We start from the raw sequence: 16,006 nt of genomic DNA, 5'->3' as shown, positions 1-16,006 counted from the left end.
AGATAATAGAATACATAGGAGGGGGATGTAAAGTATGAAAGTAGAAACGCTTCCTGTCATTAAAGGAGAAAATAATTTGCCGAATTATGATGAGGCATACGCGAATTTTAACTGGGAAGAGGTTAATAAAAATTTTACTTGGAATGAGACAGGCCGAGTAAATATGGCGTATGAAGCAATTGATAAGCATGCGAAATCCGATCGTAAAAATAAAGTAGCCCTTTATTATCAAGATGGATCGCGAAAAGAGAAATATACATTTAAGGAAATGAAGGATTTTTCTAATAAAGCAGGAAATGTCCTGAAAAATTATGGCGATGTTGAAAAAGGCGATCGCGTTTTTATTTTTATGCCGCGTTCTCCAGAATTATATTTTGCACTTCTTGGTGCAGTGAAATTAGGAGCAATTGTTGGACCGCTATTTGAAGCATTTATGGAAGGTGCAGTTCGCGATCGTTTAGAAGATAGCGAAGCAAAGGTGTTAATTACAACGCCTGAATTGTTAGAGCGCATACCATTAAATGATTTACCAGCTTTAAAAACAGTCTTTCTTGTTGGAGACAATGCAGAAGAGGGCGGTAAACTGGTAGCGTTCAATCCTTTATTTGAACAAGCTTCAAAAGAATTACATATCGAATGGTTAGGCCGTGAAGATGGTTTAATCCTTCATTACACATCTGGCTCTACTGGTAAACCAAAAGGTGTCCTTCATGCACAAAACGCAATGGTTCAGCATTATCAAACAGCGAAATGGGTATTAGATTTAAAAGAAGATGATGTATATTGGTGTACAGCTGACCCGGGCTGGGTAACGGGAACGGCTTACGGTATTTTCGCACCGTGGTTAGTCGGAGCATCAAATGTTATTTTAGGTGGCCGCTTTAGTCCAGAAGCGTGGTATGAAGCACTGCAAGATTACGGTGTAACAGTTTGGTATAGTGCACCAACAGCGTTCCGTATGTTAATGGGAGCTGGACAAGACGCAATTAAAAAATATGATTTATCACAAGTTCGTCACGTATTAAGTGTTGGTGAACCGTTAAATCCAGAAGTAATTCGCTGGGGTATGAACGCATTTGGACTTCGTATTCATGATACGTGGTGGATGACAGAAACAGGTGGACAAGTTATTTGTAACTACCCTTGTATGGAAATCCGTCCAGGTTCAATGGGTAAACCAATTCCAGGCGTGAAAGCAGCGATTGTTGATAATGAAGGAAATGAAGTGCCTCCATACACAATGGGTAACTTAGCAATCGGTAAAGGGTGGCCGGCAATGATGCGCGGAATCTGGAATAACAAGCAAAAGTATGAGTCTTACTTTATGCCGGGAGATTGGTACGTATCAGGTGACTCTGCATATATGGACGAGGATGGATACTTCTGGTTCCAAGGACGTATTGATGATGTAATTATGACGTCAGGTGAGCGCGTTGGACCGTTTGAAGTAGAAAGCAAATTAATTGAGCATGCGGCTGTTGCAGAGGCTGGTGTAATTGGTATTCCTGATCCAGTGCGCGGAGAAATCATTAAAGCATTTATCGCGCTTCGAGCAGGATACGAACCATCTGATGAATTAAAAGAAGAGATTCGTCAATTTGTAAAGAAAGGCCTAGCAGCTCATGCAGCGCCAAGACAAATTGAATTTAGAGATAAATTACCGAAAACGAGAAGTGGTAAAATTATGCGTCGCGTATTAAAAGCGTGGGAGTTAAACTTACCAACAGGTGACTTATCAACGATGGAAGATTAAGAGAGAAGGGTCTGAACGAAACAACGTTCAGACCTTTTTTTATGTTATTATTAACTTATATACATAAGTTGAAGGGGATAGTATGATGAAAACAGAAAAGGAAAAGATGATACTAGGAGAAATGTACATACCGGCTGATCCAGTTTTAGTACAAGAGAGGGAGCAAGCTCGTATATTAACGAGAAAATTAAATGATACGCCAGAAGTGCAATTAAAAGAGCGTAGCGAAATCGTAAAAGAATTATTCGGAACGACTGGAGATAACATTCATCTTGAATCTTCTTTTAGATGTGATTATGGCTATAACATTCATGTTGGTGAAAATTTTTACGCGAATTTTGACTGTACAATTTTAGACGTATGCCCAGTAACAATTGGAGTGAACTGTATGTTAGCTCCAGGTGTTCACATTTATACAGCAACACACCCGCTTGATCCAGTAGAGCGCATAAGCGGATCAGAATATGGAAAGCCAGTTACAATTGGCGATAACGTATGGATTGGCGGAAGAGCAATTATTAATCCAGGTGTAACAATTGGACACAACGCGGTTATCGCATCTGGCGCCGTTGTAACGAAAGATGTGCCTGATAATGTAGTAGTTGGTGGGAATCCTGCAAAAATTATTAAAAAAATAAAATAATATTTGAACGCATTGCCTTCCTCGTCTGTATACATTTATGAAAGAATAGATGAGGGAGGCTTTTTATATGTCTAATAAGTTACTTCTTACTTTTGCTTTAATTGGAATTATCGTTGTATTTTCTTGTGGTCTGTTATTACCGATGCCAATTGGCTTTAAAGTTTCAATGATTACAGTTGGGATTATAATGATTGTTATTTTTTCAATCATTATTCCGTTGGATAAGAAGTATATTGTACGAAAAAATGGAAATAAAATTGATTTTACAAAAACAAAAATATATTTTCGGTGGAATGTATTTGATACAATTTCGGTCTGTCTTGCAGTGTATGCATGTATATGTGTGCTGGCGTTAAATATTTTCGTTTTTAGTGGATTTACGATTCAAAACCCATATGTTCAATTTTTTACGCATCAGTCACAAGCATGGGTCATTGTCGCAAGTGCATATTTAATTTCCCGTATTTCATTAACGTTAAAAGGAATAAAGGAGATCAAAAAAAATGGCGCAGATTGGGATTGAGGAGGAGCTCATGCTTGCGTACCAAAGTGGGGATAAGGAGGCTGGGGAAAAACTATATGTTTTAATTAAACCAGCGCTATATACATTTTTGTATCGCTTTAACCGAGATGAACAGTTAAGTATCGATCTTGTGCAAGATACATTTTTGACGTTAGAGCGTAAGAAACATATGTATGAACTTGAGAAAGGAAAAATAAAAACGTATTTATTTCAAATTGGTTATCGTCTTATGATTAATAAATTAAATAGAAGAAAAAAGTGGCGTACGCTTTTGCCATTTTTAGTGCCGATTCAGGAAAAAGAATTTTCTCACGAAGATCGGCTCACAGTAAGAGAAGCAATTTTGAAAGTTCCTGAAGAACAGCGAGCGGTCTTGATTCTTTCTTATTATCATGACATGCAGCAAAAAGAGATTGCGGAGATATTAAACATTCCGATTGGAACAGTGAAATCGAGACTCCATAACGGGATAAAGAAATTGAAACAATTGCTGGAGGTGGATGAAATTGAACGAAAATCCCTTTAAAAATGAATATAAATTACAGCAGCATTTAGATAGTGACCATATAGAAATACCGGATTTTCCAAAAACGGTAAGTCGCTTCGATCGATTAATCGGATTTCTTGGTTCTCCGGCGAAGGATCCTGTGGAGGCTACGATTGGAAATGATTTATCCATTGTGTTTCATGTATCGTTATTAGTTGGGGTTCCAATTCTTTCTCTTATTACGATACTCTTTGCAACGTTGTAAAGGATTGGCAAGGAGAGAAATCCTACCTCTATTTGACACGCCTATATAAATGATGGTATAAAGAAAAGTATATGAATAATTGAGCGTGGAAAGGGAGAAGTAGTGATCATTTCCCTGTTTTAGAGAGCTGATGGTCGGTGAAAATCAGCACATAGATGATCGCGAATTACGCCCCTAGAGCATCTTTTTTCGATTGAATTGTATTCAAAAGGGAAAAGACGGTGCTAAGCCGTTATGTAAATAAGGTGGTAGGCTTTTTTTTGCCTGCAACTAGGGTGGTAACGCGATAATCAAAATCGTCCCTTATTTAAAGGGGCGATTTTTTTATGTTTTCAACCTTCACGCCAGTAATGAACTTAAAGGAGAGTATGTAGGATATGGGTATTTTACAAGATCTTGAATTTCGCGGTCTAATTAATCAGCAAACAGATGCTGAGGGACTTGAGCAATTATTAGAAAAAGAAAGCGTTAAATTATACTGTGGTTTCGACCCGACAGCGGATAGCTTACACATCGGTCATATGTTACCAGTATTAATGTTACGTCGTTTCCAATTAGCTGGTCACCAACCAATCGCACTTGTTGGCGGAGGTACTGGTATGATCGGTGATCCAAGTGGTAAAAAAGCAGAGCGTACATTAAATACGAAAGATACAGTTGCTTACTACACAGAAAGCATTAAAAACCAACTTTCAAACTTCTTAGAGTTCGAAAACGTGGACAACCCAGCAACAATGGCTAACAACTATGATTGGCTTGGTAACTTAGATGTAATTTCATTCTTACGCGATATCGGTAAAAACTTCGGTTTAAACTATATGTTAGCAAAAGATACAGTAGCATCTCGTTTAGATACTGGTATTTCATTCACTGAGTTTAGTTATATGATTTTACAATCATACGACTTCTTAAACTTATACCAAAACCATAATTGCCGCCTACAAATCGGTGGTAGTGACCAATGGGGTAACATTACAGCTGGTCTTGAATTAATCCGTAAATCAGAAGAAGATGCGAAAGCATTCGGTTTAACAATTCCACTTGTTACAAAATCTGACGGTACGAAATTTGGTAAAACAGAAGGCGGCGCAATTTGGTTAGACCCAGAGAAAACAACTCCTTACGAGTTCTACCAATTCTGGATTAACACAGATGACCGTGACGTTGCTAAATACTTAAAATACTTCACATTCTTATCTCATGAAGAAATTCTTGAGCTTGAAAAGCAAGTAGCTGAAGCACCAGAAAAACGTGCAGCACAAAAAGCATTAGGTTCTGAAATGACAAAACTTGTTCACGGCGAAGAAGCATTAGAGCAAGCGATTAAAATTTCAGCTGCACTATTCAGCGGTTCTGTAGCAGAACTAACTGCAAGCGAAATCGAGCAAGGATTCAAAGACGTACCATCTGTAGAACGTACTGCAGAAGATACAGTATTAATCGATTTACTTGTAGAAAGCAAAATCTCTCCATCAAAACGTCAAGCACGTGAAGATGTAACGAACGGCGCAATCTACGTAAACGGTGAGCGTACACAAGCATTAGACTACGTTGTAACAGAAAGCGACCGCATCGAAGGTAAATTCACAATCATTCGCCGCGGTAAAAAGAAATATTTCTTAATTCGTTACTAATCAGAAACGAATATAAAACAAATAGTACCCCGAATTGTAGGCTGAAAAGTCTATGATTCGGGGTTTTTATGTATGAATTTAGATTACCTTACGAGTTCTTGTAAATAGAATATGAAGAATTAATACGAGCATATAAAGTAAGCTAATGAGCATAACAACAAATGCTGTTGGATAAAACTTTGCCGCATATATAAAGAAATCGATTTGATAAATATCTTGGTAGTTTGAAACGGTACCTTTAAAGTAATTCGTAAACTTAGCGCTATATTTCCATTCATCGGGATCATCTATCAAATTACTTCCCTGATACCAATTAATAAGTGCGGAAGTAATAAACAGCATACATGCACTACCCAACTGAACCATTTGATTTATTGTCAAAATAAATCGACCTCCTATTTAATGGTTATTATAGCGTGCATTCATATTCCTGTAATCTTTTTGTTGTAATCTCCTTTTCGAGTTCATACGGAAATCACATGTAAGCGGTATGATAAATGTATAACAAATAGAAAGGAGTGGTAAAACGAAATGTCACTAGAAGCGCTCATTATTTTTTCTTTGCTAAACGCGGGTCAGCTTGCAGAGAATTCGAAGGTTGATGTACATAAAGAGCAGAAAGATGCTTATGTATATGTTCAGAAAGAGGAAAATAAATAATTTTATTTTATATATAAACGAAAAAAGCCAATCCACAGGATTGGCTTTTTGTCATTAACGAGAGTAGAACTCTACGATTAATGCTTCGTTGATTTCAGCTGCTAACTCAGAACGCTCAGCGTGACGAGTGTAAGTAGCTTCTAATTTATCAGCATCGAAAGTTAAGTATTCTGGTACGAAGTTGTTAACTTCGATCGCTTCTTTAACAACAACAAGGCTGTTAGATTTTTCGCGAACGCTGATAGTTTGACCAGGTTTTACACGGTAAGATGGGATATCTACGCGAGATCCATCAACTGTGATGTGACCGTGGTTTACTAATTGGCGAGCTGCACGACGAGTGCGAGCTAAGCCCATACGGTAAACTAAGTTGTCAAGACGAGCTTCAAGAAGGATCATGAAGTTTTCGCCGTGCTTACCAGGCATTTTACCTGCTTGGTCAAATGTGCGACGGAATTGACGCTCAGTCATGCCGTACATGTGACGAAGTTTTTGTTTCTCTTGTAATTGTAAACCGTATTCTGAAAGTTTCTTACGTTGGTTAGGACCGTGAGGACCTGGTGCGTAAGGGCGTTTTTCTAATTCTTTTCCTGTGCCGCTTAGAGAGATTCCAAGACGACGAGACAGTTTCCAAGCTGGACCTGTATAACGAGCCATAGTTGACTCCTCCTTTAAAAATGTTTTTATTTACGTAAAATAAAAACAGACGTAATCGATATTTACGGGCATTTTGTTTTCATGTACCTTCGCTCCAGCAGCAGGGAGTTACGAGATACACCTCCGTAGAGGAACAAAATACAAACGATAAACTCACATTACAAGGCTGCCTTTTTATTTTACACAAACGCTATTATATCTTTTACCCAGAGTTTCGTCAAGCGAGTACGTTTTTGTTTTATGCATATAAATTTTGGAAATTAACAAGAAGGAATTTAAAACGATATAAAAGAAGAGATAGAAACACAAATAAAACGCTTACATAAAATAAAGTAAAACGTTCATCAAATTTTTGTTGATGAATATGCGGGATAAAAACATAAAAGGGGATGTTTTTATGAAAAAGAAGCATATGGAGACAGCGTTAATTCATCACGGGTATAAATCTGAAGAACATAAAGGAAGTTTAACACCACCGTTATTTCAAACATCTACATTTACATTTGAGACTGCGCAGCAAGGAGAGGCGAGTTTTGCGGGAGTGGATCCGTCTTATATTTACTCAAGACTTGGAAATCCAACTGTAAAATTATTTGAAGAACGTATGGCGGTGTTAGAAGGAGGAGAAGAAGCACTTGCTTTCGGATCCGGTATGGCAGCTATTTCAGCAACGTTAATTGGCTTTCTAAAAGCTGGAGATCATATTATTTGTTCAAATGGATTATACGGGTGCACGTACGGATTTTTAGAAGTATTAGAAGAGAAATTTATGATTACACATTCGTTTTGTGATATGGAGACAGAAGCTGATGTTGAAAATAAAATCCGTCCAAATACAAAGGTTATTTTCGTTGAAACACCGATTAATCCAACGATGAAATTAATCGATTTAAAACAAGTGATTCGGGTTGCGAAGCGAAATGGCTTACTTGTCGTTGTTGATAATACGTTTTGTTCACCTTATTTACAAAGACCGCTTGAGCTTGGTTGTGACGCCGTTGTTCATAGTGCGACAAAATATATTGGCGGTCATGGCGATGTTGTGGCGGGTGTAACGATTTGTAAAACGACAGTGTTAGCTGAAAAAATTCGCCCGATGCGAAAAGATATCGGCGGTATTATGGCGCCGTTTGATGCATGGTTATTGTTACGTGGATTAAAGACACTAGCGGTAAGGATGGACCGCCATTGTGATAATGCCGAAAAAATTGTATCGTTCCTGAAAAATCATGATGCGGTAGAAGGTGTTTGGTATCCAGAAGGTGAGTTAGCATCTCGCCAAATGAAACGAGGCGGCGGTGTGATTTCTTTTTCAGTAAAAGGCGGAAAAGAAGAGACGCAAGCGTTTATCAATGACCTTCACTTTATTACAATTGCCGTAAGTTTAGGAGATACAGAAACGTTAATTCAGCATCCGGCAACGATGACGCACGCTGCGATTCCAGCTGAGTTAAGACAAGAAATGGGTATTTATGATAATTTAATACGTTTATCTGTCGGTTTAGAATCATGGGAAGATATCGTTTCTGATTTAGAGCAGGCACTAAAGAAAATATCTATTGTTAGTAACCAATAAAAAAGAGTGAGCTATCGGTTTCGTACGTGATGTACGCAATCGATAACTCACTCTTTTCTTTTTTAAATATGTTTTAGGAGTGTTTCCACAAACTTTTCTAAATAGCGCTGATCTACTTCATCAAAACGATTTTTTTCAGGGCTATCAATATCAAGTACACCAATGACAGTTCCTTTTTTCACGATCGGTACAACGATTTCTGAATTCGAAGCACTGTCGCAAGCGATATGTCCTGGGAATTGGTGAACGTCTGCTACAAGCTGCGTTGTTTTCGTTTCAGCTGCAACGCCGCAAACGCCTCGTCCAAATGGAATGCGCACGCAAGCAGGCATTCCTTGGAAAGGTCCAAGAACAAGCTGATTTCCTTCTGTTACATAAAAGCCAACCCAATTCACACGATCTAAAAATTGATTTAATAATGCGGACGCATTTGATAAGTTTGCGACTACGTTTGGTTCGCCAGTTAATAATGCATCCAGTTGTTTAATTACTGTCTCGTATTGCTGCACGCGAGAACCTGCATAACTTTCTTTTGTAAACATGGAAACAACTCCCTTTTTATCGAGATGTGTAAAATATTAGCAAAATACGATGTATTTCACATGACTTTGTCGATAGAAAATTAAAGGAATTTGTCTTAAAAGTCAAGAAATTTAAACTATAGCTGTTCAGTGAGAGGAAGTGAGCGCATGAAACAGACGAAACAAAAAGTAATTGATGCGGCAATATCGTTGTTTAACACGAAAGGTTATGATGGAACGTCGGTGCGAGAAATTGCAAAGCGAGCGGATGTGAATGTAGCGAATATTTCATATTATTTTGCTGGAAAGCAAGGTTTATTAGAACAGCTTATTACTGACTTTTTAGAAGGATATATTCATGTGATTGAAATGTCGTTCGAACAGAGAGAATATTTGTCGGCTAAAGATGTGATGGTGCAAATGGTGCGCGGGATTTTACGATATCAATTTGAAAATAGGGAACTGACACGTTTCTTCTACCGAGAGCTTTCACTTGATACGACATTAATTCGCGAAGTGATGACCATTTACTTTTCTAAAGAAAGATATTATATAGAGCAAATGATTAGACAGGGACAAATGAAGCAGGAATTTAAAAAGGTATCTTTTACAATGTTTATGACGCAATTAAAAGGCATGATGAATATGCCGTTTTTATATCCGCAATATATATCAGAAGTGCTGCATTCTTTTCCGTCTGAGACATTTTTCATAGAAATGTACACGAAAGAAATTGAACAATGGATGGAGCAAACATTATGTATAACGAATATGTACTATGAATTGCCAAGAGCTGTTCATATGTGAAAAATCCCCACCTAACGAACTGAGGTGGGGATTTTTGTGCTTTCTTTCCTTTGCCATACATTGTTGCATAATAGCGCGATAATTGTTAAGGAGGCTCCCGCAATTTCAACTTTGGCGACTGTATAACCTCGAAAGATGGAACCGATAAGTGCAAGTACAGGAACTAAATTCATAAATAATATGCCGTTAATAGATGAAATATAGCGATTTCCTGTGTTCCAGCAAAATACAGCGATAACACCTGCAATAATCGACATATACAAGAGTTCAAAACGAACGCTCATAATTGTACGAAGTGACGGCATAGTAACGATGTTTGTGTAAGTGAAGAAAGTGACGATAACGATGAGTGAAATCGAGCCGAATAAACAAGTTAACGTCGTATACCTGAGTGGTGACCAAGATTGAAAACGAGCACCGCCGTTCGTATAAATGACCCAGCAAGTAACGCCGCATAGCATAAGTATATTTGTTGAGAGGTGACTGGCAGCTCCAAATAATAAGTGAATATTTCCTTTTGAAATGACAAGCATAACACCGAGCAATGCAACGAACATACAAAGGAATGTGTAGTTTTGTGGGCGTTTGTTTTTTGTTATCCCCTGCAATAATAAAGCGATGAGCGGCATAAGAGACTGAATCATCGCAGCATGGATGGCTCCAGAAGGCCCAGCAAGTTGTTGGCCGTAAAAGATGAGAAAACCATATCCAGCGAAACCGACTGTTCCGTAAAAGAATAACGAAAATGTTCTTTTTTCTAAGCGGAGTGAAGTTTTTCCTTCAGTAATGAGTAGCAAAATAAGAAAAATTATAGCTGCCGATCCGTACCGGATAGTTGTGAAGAAGAACGGATCGATAAACTGCAGGGCATTTGCCATGACAGGAAACATAAATCCCCAAGCGGTTACGGCAAGTAGGCATAGGAAGGATCCGAGTAGCATTTGTTTTTTGTTCAAGAGTTTCATTCCCCTTTGTATTTCGTTATAGTAAGTTGATGAAATAAGTATAAAGAGTAATTGTTTATAGAAGGAAATATCGATTTTTTATGACAGTTATAACTTTTTGTTAGAGGTGTGTACGATGGATTTGGAGGCAGTAAGATCGTTTATTGAAGTAAAGAATACGCGAAGTTTATCAAAGGCGAGTAAGCTGTTACATATCTCTCAGCCGGCGCTTAGTAAGCAAATTCAAAGGTTAGAAGCGGATTTAGAGGTTACTTTACTCAAGCGTTCCGCGCAAGGAGTGGAGTTAACAGAGGCTGGAGAGTTATTTATAACAAGGATGTTACCGATTTTGGAACACATACATGAAGTGAAAGCCGAAATGAAGAATTTTCAAGAGAAGCGGAAAATTTCTATAGGCATATTGCCAAGTTTAGCAGCGCATTATATATCAAAATGTAAAGATGTATTAGGTGATGGATTCGAAGTAGAATGGAAAATTGAGCATACGAAAGTACTAATGGGACTCTTTAAAGAACGGAAGATTGAAGCGATGTTCGTCGATTCAGTAGTAGAAGACGCTACGTGTATAAAAGAAATGCGAGAAGAAAAAATTGTTTGTGTAGTTTCAAGTGATCATCTTTATAAAGAGAAAATAGTAATCCGAATGGAAGATTTGCAAAATGAAAAGTTAATCGTATATCCAGAAATCTGTGATGTAAGGAAAATGATTACGAATATGTTTCAAGGGATAGGTGCGAAACCAATCATTGCATTTGAAACTTCTTATGCAGAACCGATGCTTGCAATGGTCGGAGCTGGACTTGGTATTACGTTACTTCCAGAAATGGCAATAGAGCAGGCGGTAAAGCAAGGGAATGTGTATGCGATTTCTATTGAACCACCACTTGTGCGCAAAATTTATTTCGTATCTCATATGAAAGAGAACCTGTTATTACAATCATTTGATGATGGAAGATAATCCAAACAGAAGATTGAGAAAGATTACAATTGCATTGAAAGAAACATGAAATTTTAAAAAAAACTAGGTCAAAAACAAGCCATTACATGGTATGATTAGTACATTGTTAGTTGTTAAATATAGGGGAATTCCCTTTTTATACATAATGCCTTCCATTTCATAAACGGAACGGACAAAAAAAGAGATATAACTAGGAGGCTTTTTTGCATGGATTCTATCCTGACGATCGTTATCATTGTAGTAAGCTCTATTCTAGTGCTGCTCATGATAGAGCTTGTGATAAGAAATCGTTCATATAAAGATATTGAAGCACTTGAGCAGTGGAAACAAGAGATAAAAGATAAACCTGTGGCAGATGAACTAAAACGGGTGAAAGATTTAAACATGACAGGTCAAACAGAAGAACTGTTTGGTAAATGGCGTGAAGAATGGGATGAGATTGTATCAACAACCCTTCCGAAAGCAGATAAAGATTTAGCGCAAGCGCGAAAATTCGCCTCGCAATTCTCCTTCCGAAAAGCAAAGCATGCGATGAATGAATCCATAAGTGGTTTAGATGACGCTGATAATCGTATTACAGACATTTTAAATGAATTACAGCAATTGTTAGAAAGCCATGAAAAAAATAGCTCGGAAATTGAAGGGTTACGTGATACATATCGTAGTATGAAGAAGAGTGTTCTTGCTCATAGACATATGTATGGAGCAGCAGAGCAGAAAATTGAAGAGATGCTAGACGCTGAATCTAATAAGTTTAAAAGCTTTGAAGAGGCAACAGATAATGGTGACTACTTAAAAGCACGAGAAATTGTTATTAGTTTAGAAGAAGGTTTAGCAAACTTAGAAATCATTATTCACCAAATTCCAGATTTACTGGTAGAGTGTCAAGCGACGTTACCAGTTCAGCTGGAAGATTTATTACACGGACATAATGATATGGTAAGACAAGGTTATGTATTAGAGTATTTGGAAATCCCTAAAGAAGTTCGCGATATGACGACACAACTACACACATGTTTAATGGATATACAGGAGCTTCATATAACGGAAGCGGCTGAAAAAGTAGAAGACTTAAAAACGCGTTTAGATGGCTTCTATGATCAACTGGAACAAGAAGTGCATGCGAGACATTATGTGGAGCAAAAAACACTTTCTGTTTATGAAGACTTAGAAGAAATCCGCACTGAAACGCTTGAAACAAAAGCAGAAACACAACTTGTGAAACAAAGTTATCAGTTACAAGATAAGGACATTGAGTCTCAAAAAGTAATTGAAAAGCAAATGCACATTTTAACGAAACGTTTTGAAATGCTACAATTACGCGTTGCGGAACAAGATATTGCCTTCTCTATTATTCGTGAGGAACTAGAAGAGGTTTATGAGCAATGTGAAACGTTAAAAGTACTTCATGCAGAGTATAAAGAAATGCTGCAAACGATGCGTAAAGAGGAATTTGAAGCGCGTGAGAAGTTGCAAGAAATGCGAAATATCATTTTTGAAACGAAACGTTTTATGCAAAAGTCGAATTTGCCAGGTCTTCCAGAAAGCATTATGGAAGATTTAAAAAGAGGACAAATGGCAATGCAAGCTGTATATGAACAGTTAGAAGTGAAACCGTTAAATATGAACGCTGTAAATAGCAGTTTAGAAGAAGCGTACACAACTGTTAATGGTGTAGCTGAAATGACAGAAGAGTTAATTGGACAAGCGTATTTAGTTGAAAAATTAATTCAATACGGTAATCGTTATCGCAGTCACGATGAGAACCTTGCAGAGAGCTTAAATTATGCGGAGAAATTATTCCGTGAATATCAATACGATGCAGCTTTAGAACAAGCGGCTTCTGTACTAGAGCAGCTTGAACCCGGCGTTGTTCAAAAAATAGCTGAATATGTAGACAATGAACAAACCCTTTCATAAGGGTTTGTTTTTTTGTGTAATTTTGAGGGCGATGTTGCTATAATGAATAGCGGAATACAGTAAGGTGATTCATTTTAAGATAAAGTGAAACTGTAATCAGTAGGGGCATCTTCACTAATTATTGCCCTTCACAATCGGGATAAAATGGAACCTTTGAGTAGTCTTAGCGTAATTACACGTATTTGTGATATGATTATATGATGTGATAGCGCTGAAAGGGGAAGAACGATGATCTATTTTGATAATAGTGCGACGACGAAGCCATATCCAGAAGCCCTTCAATCGTACGTAACGGTTGCTGGAAAATATTTTGGAAACCCTTCTTCTATTCATTCGCTTGGGGGAGAGGCAGAGCGTCTATTAACACAATCAAGAACGATTGCAGCGCAGCTTCTTCACGTTAAACCTTCTGAGATTATTTTCACATCAGGTGGAACAGAAGGGAATAACCTTGCGATTAAAGGAATAGCGATGAGGAATCGTTCGCGCGGTAAACATATCATTACAACAAATATTGAACACGCGTCTGTGTTTGAAGCATATAAACAATTAGAAGATCTCGGTTTTGATGTAACATATTTACCGGTTAATGAGCATGGTGTTGTTTCGGTAGAGGATGTAAAACGAGCACTTCGTGAAGATACGATTCTTGTGTCAATTATTCACGTGAACAACGAGACTGGAGCAATTCAGCCTGTTGCTGAAATTGGAACGTTATTATCGAACTATCCGAAAATAAGATTCCATGTGGACCATGTACAAGGGATAGGAAAAGTACCGCTTGATTTATATGCTTCTCATATTGATCTTTGCTCAATATCTGGACATAAATTCCACAGTGTAAAAGGAACGGGTCTTCTTTATGTACGTGATGGCGTGAGGTTAGATCCGATTTTATCAGGCGGTCAACAAGAGCTTAAGTATCGCTCTGGTACAGAAAACTTACCTGGCATTGTAGCGATGGTGAAAGCACTTCGCATGACAATGGAACAAGTGAAAGAAAAGATAGCTCATTTGCACAATTTACAAACAGAGCTTGTCCGTTTCTTTAAAGAGATGGAAGATGTAACGATCAATACGTCGCTTGCATATGCAGCACCGCACATTTTAAATGTATCATTTGTTGGTTTAAAACCAGAAGTGGTCGTTCATGCTTTAGAAGAGCACGGTGTGTATGTATCGACGAAGTCTGCTTGTTCTTCAAAAGCAAATGAAGTGAGCAGAGTGTTAGTGTCAATGGGGGTACCGCATGCCGCTGCTGCAAGTGCTATTCGCATTAGTTTGGCACCAGAAAACACGATGGAAGAAGTAAAACAATTTGAAGGTATTGTGAAAGAGACGATGCCAAAATTACATGAAGTGATGAGGTAAAGGAATATGATGACATATGAATATATTTTAGTTCGTTATGGAGAGATGACGACTAAAGGTAAGAACCGCTCTAAATTTGTAAGTACGTTAAAAGATAATGTGAAATTCAAATTAAAAAAATTCCCAAATATTAAAATTGATGCAACGCATGATCGTATGTACATCCAATTAAATGGCGAAGACCACGAAGCAATTTCTGAAAGATTGAAAGATGTATTTGGTATTCATAAATTTAATTTAGCGATGAAAGTACCATCAGAATTAGAAGATATTAAAAAAGGTGCATTAGCAGCTTTCTTACAAGTAAAAGGCGATGTGAAAACATTTAAAATTACAGTGCACCGTTCTGATAAGCGCTTCCCAATGAAGACGATGGAGTTACTTCCAGAAATCGGTGGGCACATTTTAGAAAATACAGAGGATATCACAGTAGATGTTCATAATCCAGATGTGAATGTACGTATAGAAATTCGCAGTGGTTACAGCTATATTATGTGTGGTGAGCATATGGGAGCTGGTGGTTTACCAGTTGGCGTTGGCGGAAAAGTAATGGTACTTCTTTCTGGTGGTATCGATAGCCCAGTAGCAACGTACTTAACGATGAAACGCGGCGTGTCTGTGGAAGCAGTTCATTTCCATAGCCCACCTTTCACAAGCGAGCGTGCAAAACAAAAAGTAATTGATTTAGCACAAGAGTTAACGAAGTACTGTAAACGTGTAACGCTTCACCTTGTTCCATTTACAGAAGTGCAAAAAACGATTAATAAAGAAATTCCATCTAGCTATTCAATGACAGTTATGCGCCGTATGATGATGCGTATTACAGAGCGTATCGCAGAGGAGCGTAATGCACTTGCAATCACGACTGGTGAAAGTCTTGGACAAGTAGCAAGCCAAACATTAGATAGTATGCATACAATTAACGAAGTAACAAACTATCCAGTTATTCGTCCACTTATTACGATGGATAAATTAGAAATTATTAAAATCGCTGAAGAAATCGGAACATATGATATTTCAATTCGTCCGTACGAAGATTGCTGTACAGTATTCACACCAGCAAGCCCAGCGACGAAGCCGAAGCGTGAAAAAGCAAATCGTTTTGAAGCGAAATACGATTTCACACCATTAATCGATGAAGCTGTAGCGAACAAAGAAACAATGGTATTACAAACGGTAGAAGTAGTGGCGGAAGAAGAAAAATTCGAAGAACTTTTCTAAAACCATAAATTACCATATCTAAAATATGTATGAAGTCATGTTGTT

General features: G+C 37.8%; 17 protein-coding genes and 1 other annotated feature. Of the genes, 13 read left to right on the top strand and 4 right to left on the bottom strand.

Going from position 1 to position 16,006, the window contains the following annotated elements; translation table 11 throughout:
• Nucleotides 1-34 precede the first annotated feature (34 nt).
• The 6 genes from acsA (at nt 35) to tyrS (ending at nt 5,305) form a co-directional block, all read left to right on the top strand.
• Nucleotides 35-1,753 (top strand): acetate--CoA ligase, encoded by a 1,719-nt coding sequence (acsA, locus tag KZZ19_RS22785; RefSeq protein WP_237981722.1) that lies wholly within the window; start codon nt 35-37, stop codon nt 1,751-1,753.
• Nucleotides 1,754-1,835: 82 nt separating this feature from the next.
• Complete coding sequence (locus KZZ19_RS22780; protein WP_322349766.1) at nt 1,836-2,396, top strand: maltose acetyltransferase domain-containing protein; 561 nt, start codon at nt 1,836-1,838, stop codon at nt 2,394-2,396.
• 67 nt (nt 2,397-2,463) lie between these two features.
• Nucleotides 2,464-2,919, top strand: coding sequence for a hypothetical protein (locus tag KZZ19_RS22775; RefSeq protein WP_000066445.1), 456 nt, complete (start codon nt 2,464-2,466; stop codon nt 2,917-2,919).
• Nucleotides 2,900-3,445 (top strand): RNA polymerase sigma factor, encoded by a 546-nt coding sequence (locus tag KZZ19_RS22770; RefSeq protein ID WP_088098009.1) that lies wholly within the window; start codon nt 2,900-2,902, stop codon nt 3,443-3,445. Before KZZ19_RS22775 ends, KZZ19_RS22770 begins: the two co-directional genes overlap by 20 nt.
• The gene (locus KZZ19_RS22765; protein ID WP_237981720.1) at nt 3,426-3,671 is read left to right on the top strand and encodes a hypothetical protein; all 246 of its coding nucleotides are present in this window, start codon (nt 3,426-3,428) and stop codon (nt 3,669-3,671) included. The genes KZZ19_RS22770 and KZZ19_RS22765 overlap by 20 nt, the downstream gene beginning before the upstream one ends.
• A 77-nt stretch (nt 3,672-3,748) precedes the next feature.
• Nucleotides 3,749-3,978 (top strand) — a binding site (T-box leader).
• Nucleotides 3,979-4,048: 70 nt separating this feature from the next.
• Nucleotides 4,049-5,305: a tyrosine--tRNA ligase gene (gene tyrS / locus KZZ19_RS22760; RefSeq protein WP_237981717.1), complete on the top strand. Its 1,257-nt coding sequence runs from the start codon at nt 4,049-4,051 to the stop codon at nt 5,303-5,305.
• A gap of 78 nt (nt 5,306-5,383) precedes the next feature.
• Here the strand turns inward: tyrS and KZZ19_RS22755 are convergent, their stop codons facing one another.
• The gene (locus KZZ19_RS22755) at nt 5,384-5,686 is read right to left on the bottom strand and encodes a YjdJ family protein (RefSeq protein ID WP_237981716.1); all 303 of its coding nucleotides are present in this window, start codon (nt 5,684-5,686) and stop codon (nt 5,384-5,386) included.
• 150 nt (nt 5,687-5,836) lie between these two features.
• On the opposite strand from KZZ19_RS22755, the gene KZZ19_RS22750 reads away from it, so the two are divergent.
• Nucleotides 5,837-5,965, top strand: coding sequence for a hypothetical protein (locus KZZ19_RS22750; protein WP_000050944.1), 129 nt, complete (start codon nt 5,837-5,839; stop codon nt 5,963-5,965).
• 54 nt (nt 5,966-6,019) lie between these two features.
• On the opposite strand, the gene rpsD is transcribed toward KZZ19_RS22750, so the two are convergent.
• A complete protein-coding gene (gene rpsD / locus KZZ19_RS22745; protein WP_000135322.1) occupies nt 6,020-6,622 on the bottom strand; it encodes a 30S ribosomal protein S4 in 603 nt (200 codons plus the stop codon).
• Between the two features lie 397 nt (nt 6,623-7,019).
• On the opposite strand from rpsD, the gene megL reads away from it, so the two are divergent.
• On the top strand, nt 7,020-8,198 hold the full coding sequence (gene megL / locus KZZ19_RS22740; RefSeq protein ID WP_237981715.1) for a methionine gamma-lyase: 1,179 nt from the start codon (nt 7,020-7,022) through the stop codon (nt 8,196-8,198).
• Between the two features lie 62 nt (nt 8,199-8,260).
• Here megL and KZZ19_RS22735 read toward each other — a convergent pair whose 3' ends face one another.
• The gene (locus tag KZZ19_RS22735; protein ID WP_237981714.1) at nt 8,261-8,740 is read right to left on the bottom strand and encodes a GAF domain-containing protein; all 480 of its coding nucleotides are present in this window, start codon (nt 8,738-8,740) and stop codon (nt 8,261-8,263) included.
• A 147-nt stretch (nt 8,741-8,887) separates the two neighbouring features.
• Here KZZ19_RS22735 and refZ point away from each other — a divergent pair, with 147 nt between their 5' ends.
• Nucleotides 8,888-9,526, top strand: a complete 639-nt coding sequence (gene refZ, locus KZZ19_RS22730; RefSeq protein ID WP_000814939.1) for a forespore capture DNA-binding protein RefZ — start codon at nt 8,888-8,890, stop codon at nt 9,524-9,526.
• Between the two features lie 11 nt (nt 9,527-9,537).
• Here the strand turns inward: refZ and KZZ19_RS22725 are convergent, their stop codons facing one another.
• Nucleotides 9,538-10,482, bottom strand: a complete 945-nt coding sequence (locus KZZ19_RS22725) for a DMT family transporter (protein ID WP_237981713.1) — start codon at nt 10,480-10,482, stop codon at nt 9,538-9,540.
• A 124-nt stretch (nt 10,483-10,606) separates the two neighbouring features.
• Here KZZ19_RS22725 and KZZ19_RS22720 point away from each other — a divergent pair, with 124 nt between their 5' ends.
• The 4 genes from KZZ19_RS22720 to thiI all read left to right on the top strand — a co-directional run bounded on the left by KZZ19_RS22720 (nt 10,607) and on the right by thiI (nt 15,961).
• Nucleotides 10,607-11,449, top strand: a complete 843-nt coding sequence (locus KZZ19_RS22720; protein WP_237981712.1) for a LysR family transcriptional regulator — start codon at nt 10,607-10,609, stop codon at nt 11,447-11,449.
• 207 nt (nt 11,450-11,656) lie between these two features.
• Nucleotides 11,657-13,369 carry a septation ring formation regulator EzrA gene (ezrA, locus tag KZZ19_RS22715; protein WP_088097998.1) on the top strand — a complete coding sequence of 571 codons (1,713 nt, stop codon included), beginning with the start codon at nt 11,657-11,659 and terminating at the stop codon, nt 13,367-13,369.
• Between the two features lie 228 nt (nt 13,370-13,597).
• Nucleotides 13,598-14,740 (top strand): cysteine desulfurase family protein, encoded by a 1,143-nt coding sequence (locus KZZ19_RS22710; protein ID WP_063260703.1) that lies wholly within the window; start codon nt 13,598-13,600, stop codon nt 14,738-14,740.
• Nucleotides 14,741-14,746: 6 nt separating this feature from the next.
• Entirely contained in the window at nt 14,747-15,961 is a 1,215-nt protein-coding gene (gene thiI / locus KZZ19_RS22705) for a tRNA uracil 4-sulfurtransferase ThiI (protein WP_000989277.1), read from the top strand.
• The last annotated feature ends 45 nt before the right edge of the window (nt 15,962-16,006 follow it).

The organism is Bacillus thuringiensis (assembly GCF_022095615.2).
Classification (GTDB): domain Bacteria; phylum Bacillota; class Bacilli; order Bacillales; family Bacillaceae_G; genus Bacillus_A; species Bacillus_A cereus_AG.
The sequence above is the reverse complement of the archived record's forward strand: the minus strand, read 5'-3'. Positions and strand labels throughout refer to the sequence as shown.

Bases quoted from the DNA above. Each gene is read 5' to 3' on its own strand.
- KZZ19_RS22775 (WP_000066445.1), top strand. From the start codon at position 2,464: ATGTCTAATAAGTTACTTCTTACTTTTGCTTTAATTGGAATTATCGTT.
- tyrS (WP_237981717.1), top strand. From the start codon at position 4,049: ATGGGTATTTTACAAGATCTTGAATTTCGCGGTCTAATTAATCAGCAA.
- KZZ19_RS22710 (WP_063260703.1), top strand. From the start codon at position 13,598: ATGATCTATTTTGATAATAGTGCGACGACGAAGCCATATCCAGAAGCC.
- thiI (WP_000989277.1), top strand. From the start codon at position 14,747: ATGATGACATATGAATATATTTTAGTTCGTTATGGAGAGATGACGACT.
- KZZ19_RS22770 (WP_088098009.1), top strand. From the start codon at position 2,900: ATGGCGCAGATTGGGATTGAGGAGGAGCTCATGCTTGCGTACCAAAGT.
- ezrA (WP_088097998.1), top strand. From the start codon at position 11,657: ATGGATTCTATCCTGACGATCGTTATCATTGTAGTAAGCTCTATTCTA.
- rpsD (WP_000135322.1), bottom strand. From the start codon at position 6,622: ATGGCTCGTTATACAGGTCCAGCTTGGAAACTGTCTCGTCGTCTTGGA.
- KZZ19_RS22750 (WP_000050944.1), top strand. From the start codon at position 5,837: ATGTCACTAGAAGCGCTCATTATTTTTTCTTTGCTAAACGCGGGTCAG.
- KZZ19_RS22780 (WP_322349766.1), top strand. From the start codon at position 1,836: ATGATGAAAACAGAAAAGGAAAAGATGATACTAGGAGAAATGTACATA.
- KZZ19_RS22735 (WP_237981714.1), bottom strand. From the start codon at position 8,740: ATGTTTACAAAAGAAAGTTATGCAGGTTCTCGCGTGCAGCAATACGAG.
- KZZ19_RS22720 (WP_237981712.1), top strand. From the start codon at position 10,607: ATGGATTTGGAGGCAGTAAGATCGTTTATTGAAGTAAAGAATACGCGA.
- refZ (WP_000814939.1), top strand. From the start codon at position 8,888: ATGAAACAGACGAAACAAAAAGTAATTGATGCGGCAATATCGTTGTTT.
- megL (WP_237981715.1), top strand. From the start codon at position 7,020: ATGAAAAAGAAGCATATGGAGACAGCGTTAATTCATCACGGGTATAAA.
- acsA (WP_237981722.1), top strand. From the start codon at position 35: ATGAAAGTAGAAACGCTTCCTGTCATTAAAGGAGAAAATAATTTGCCG.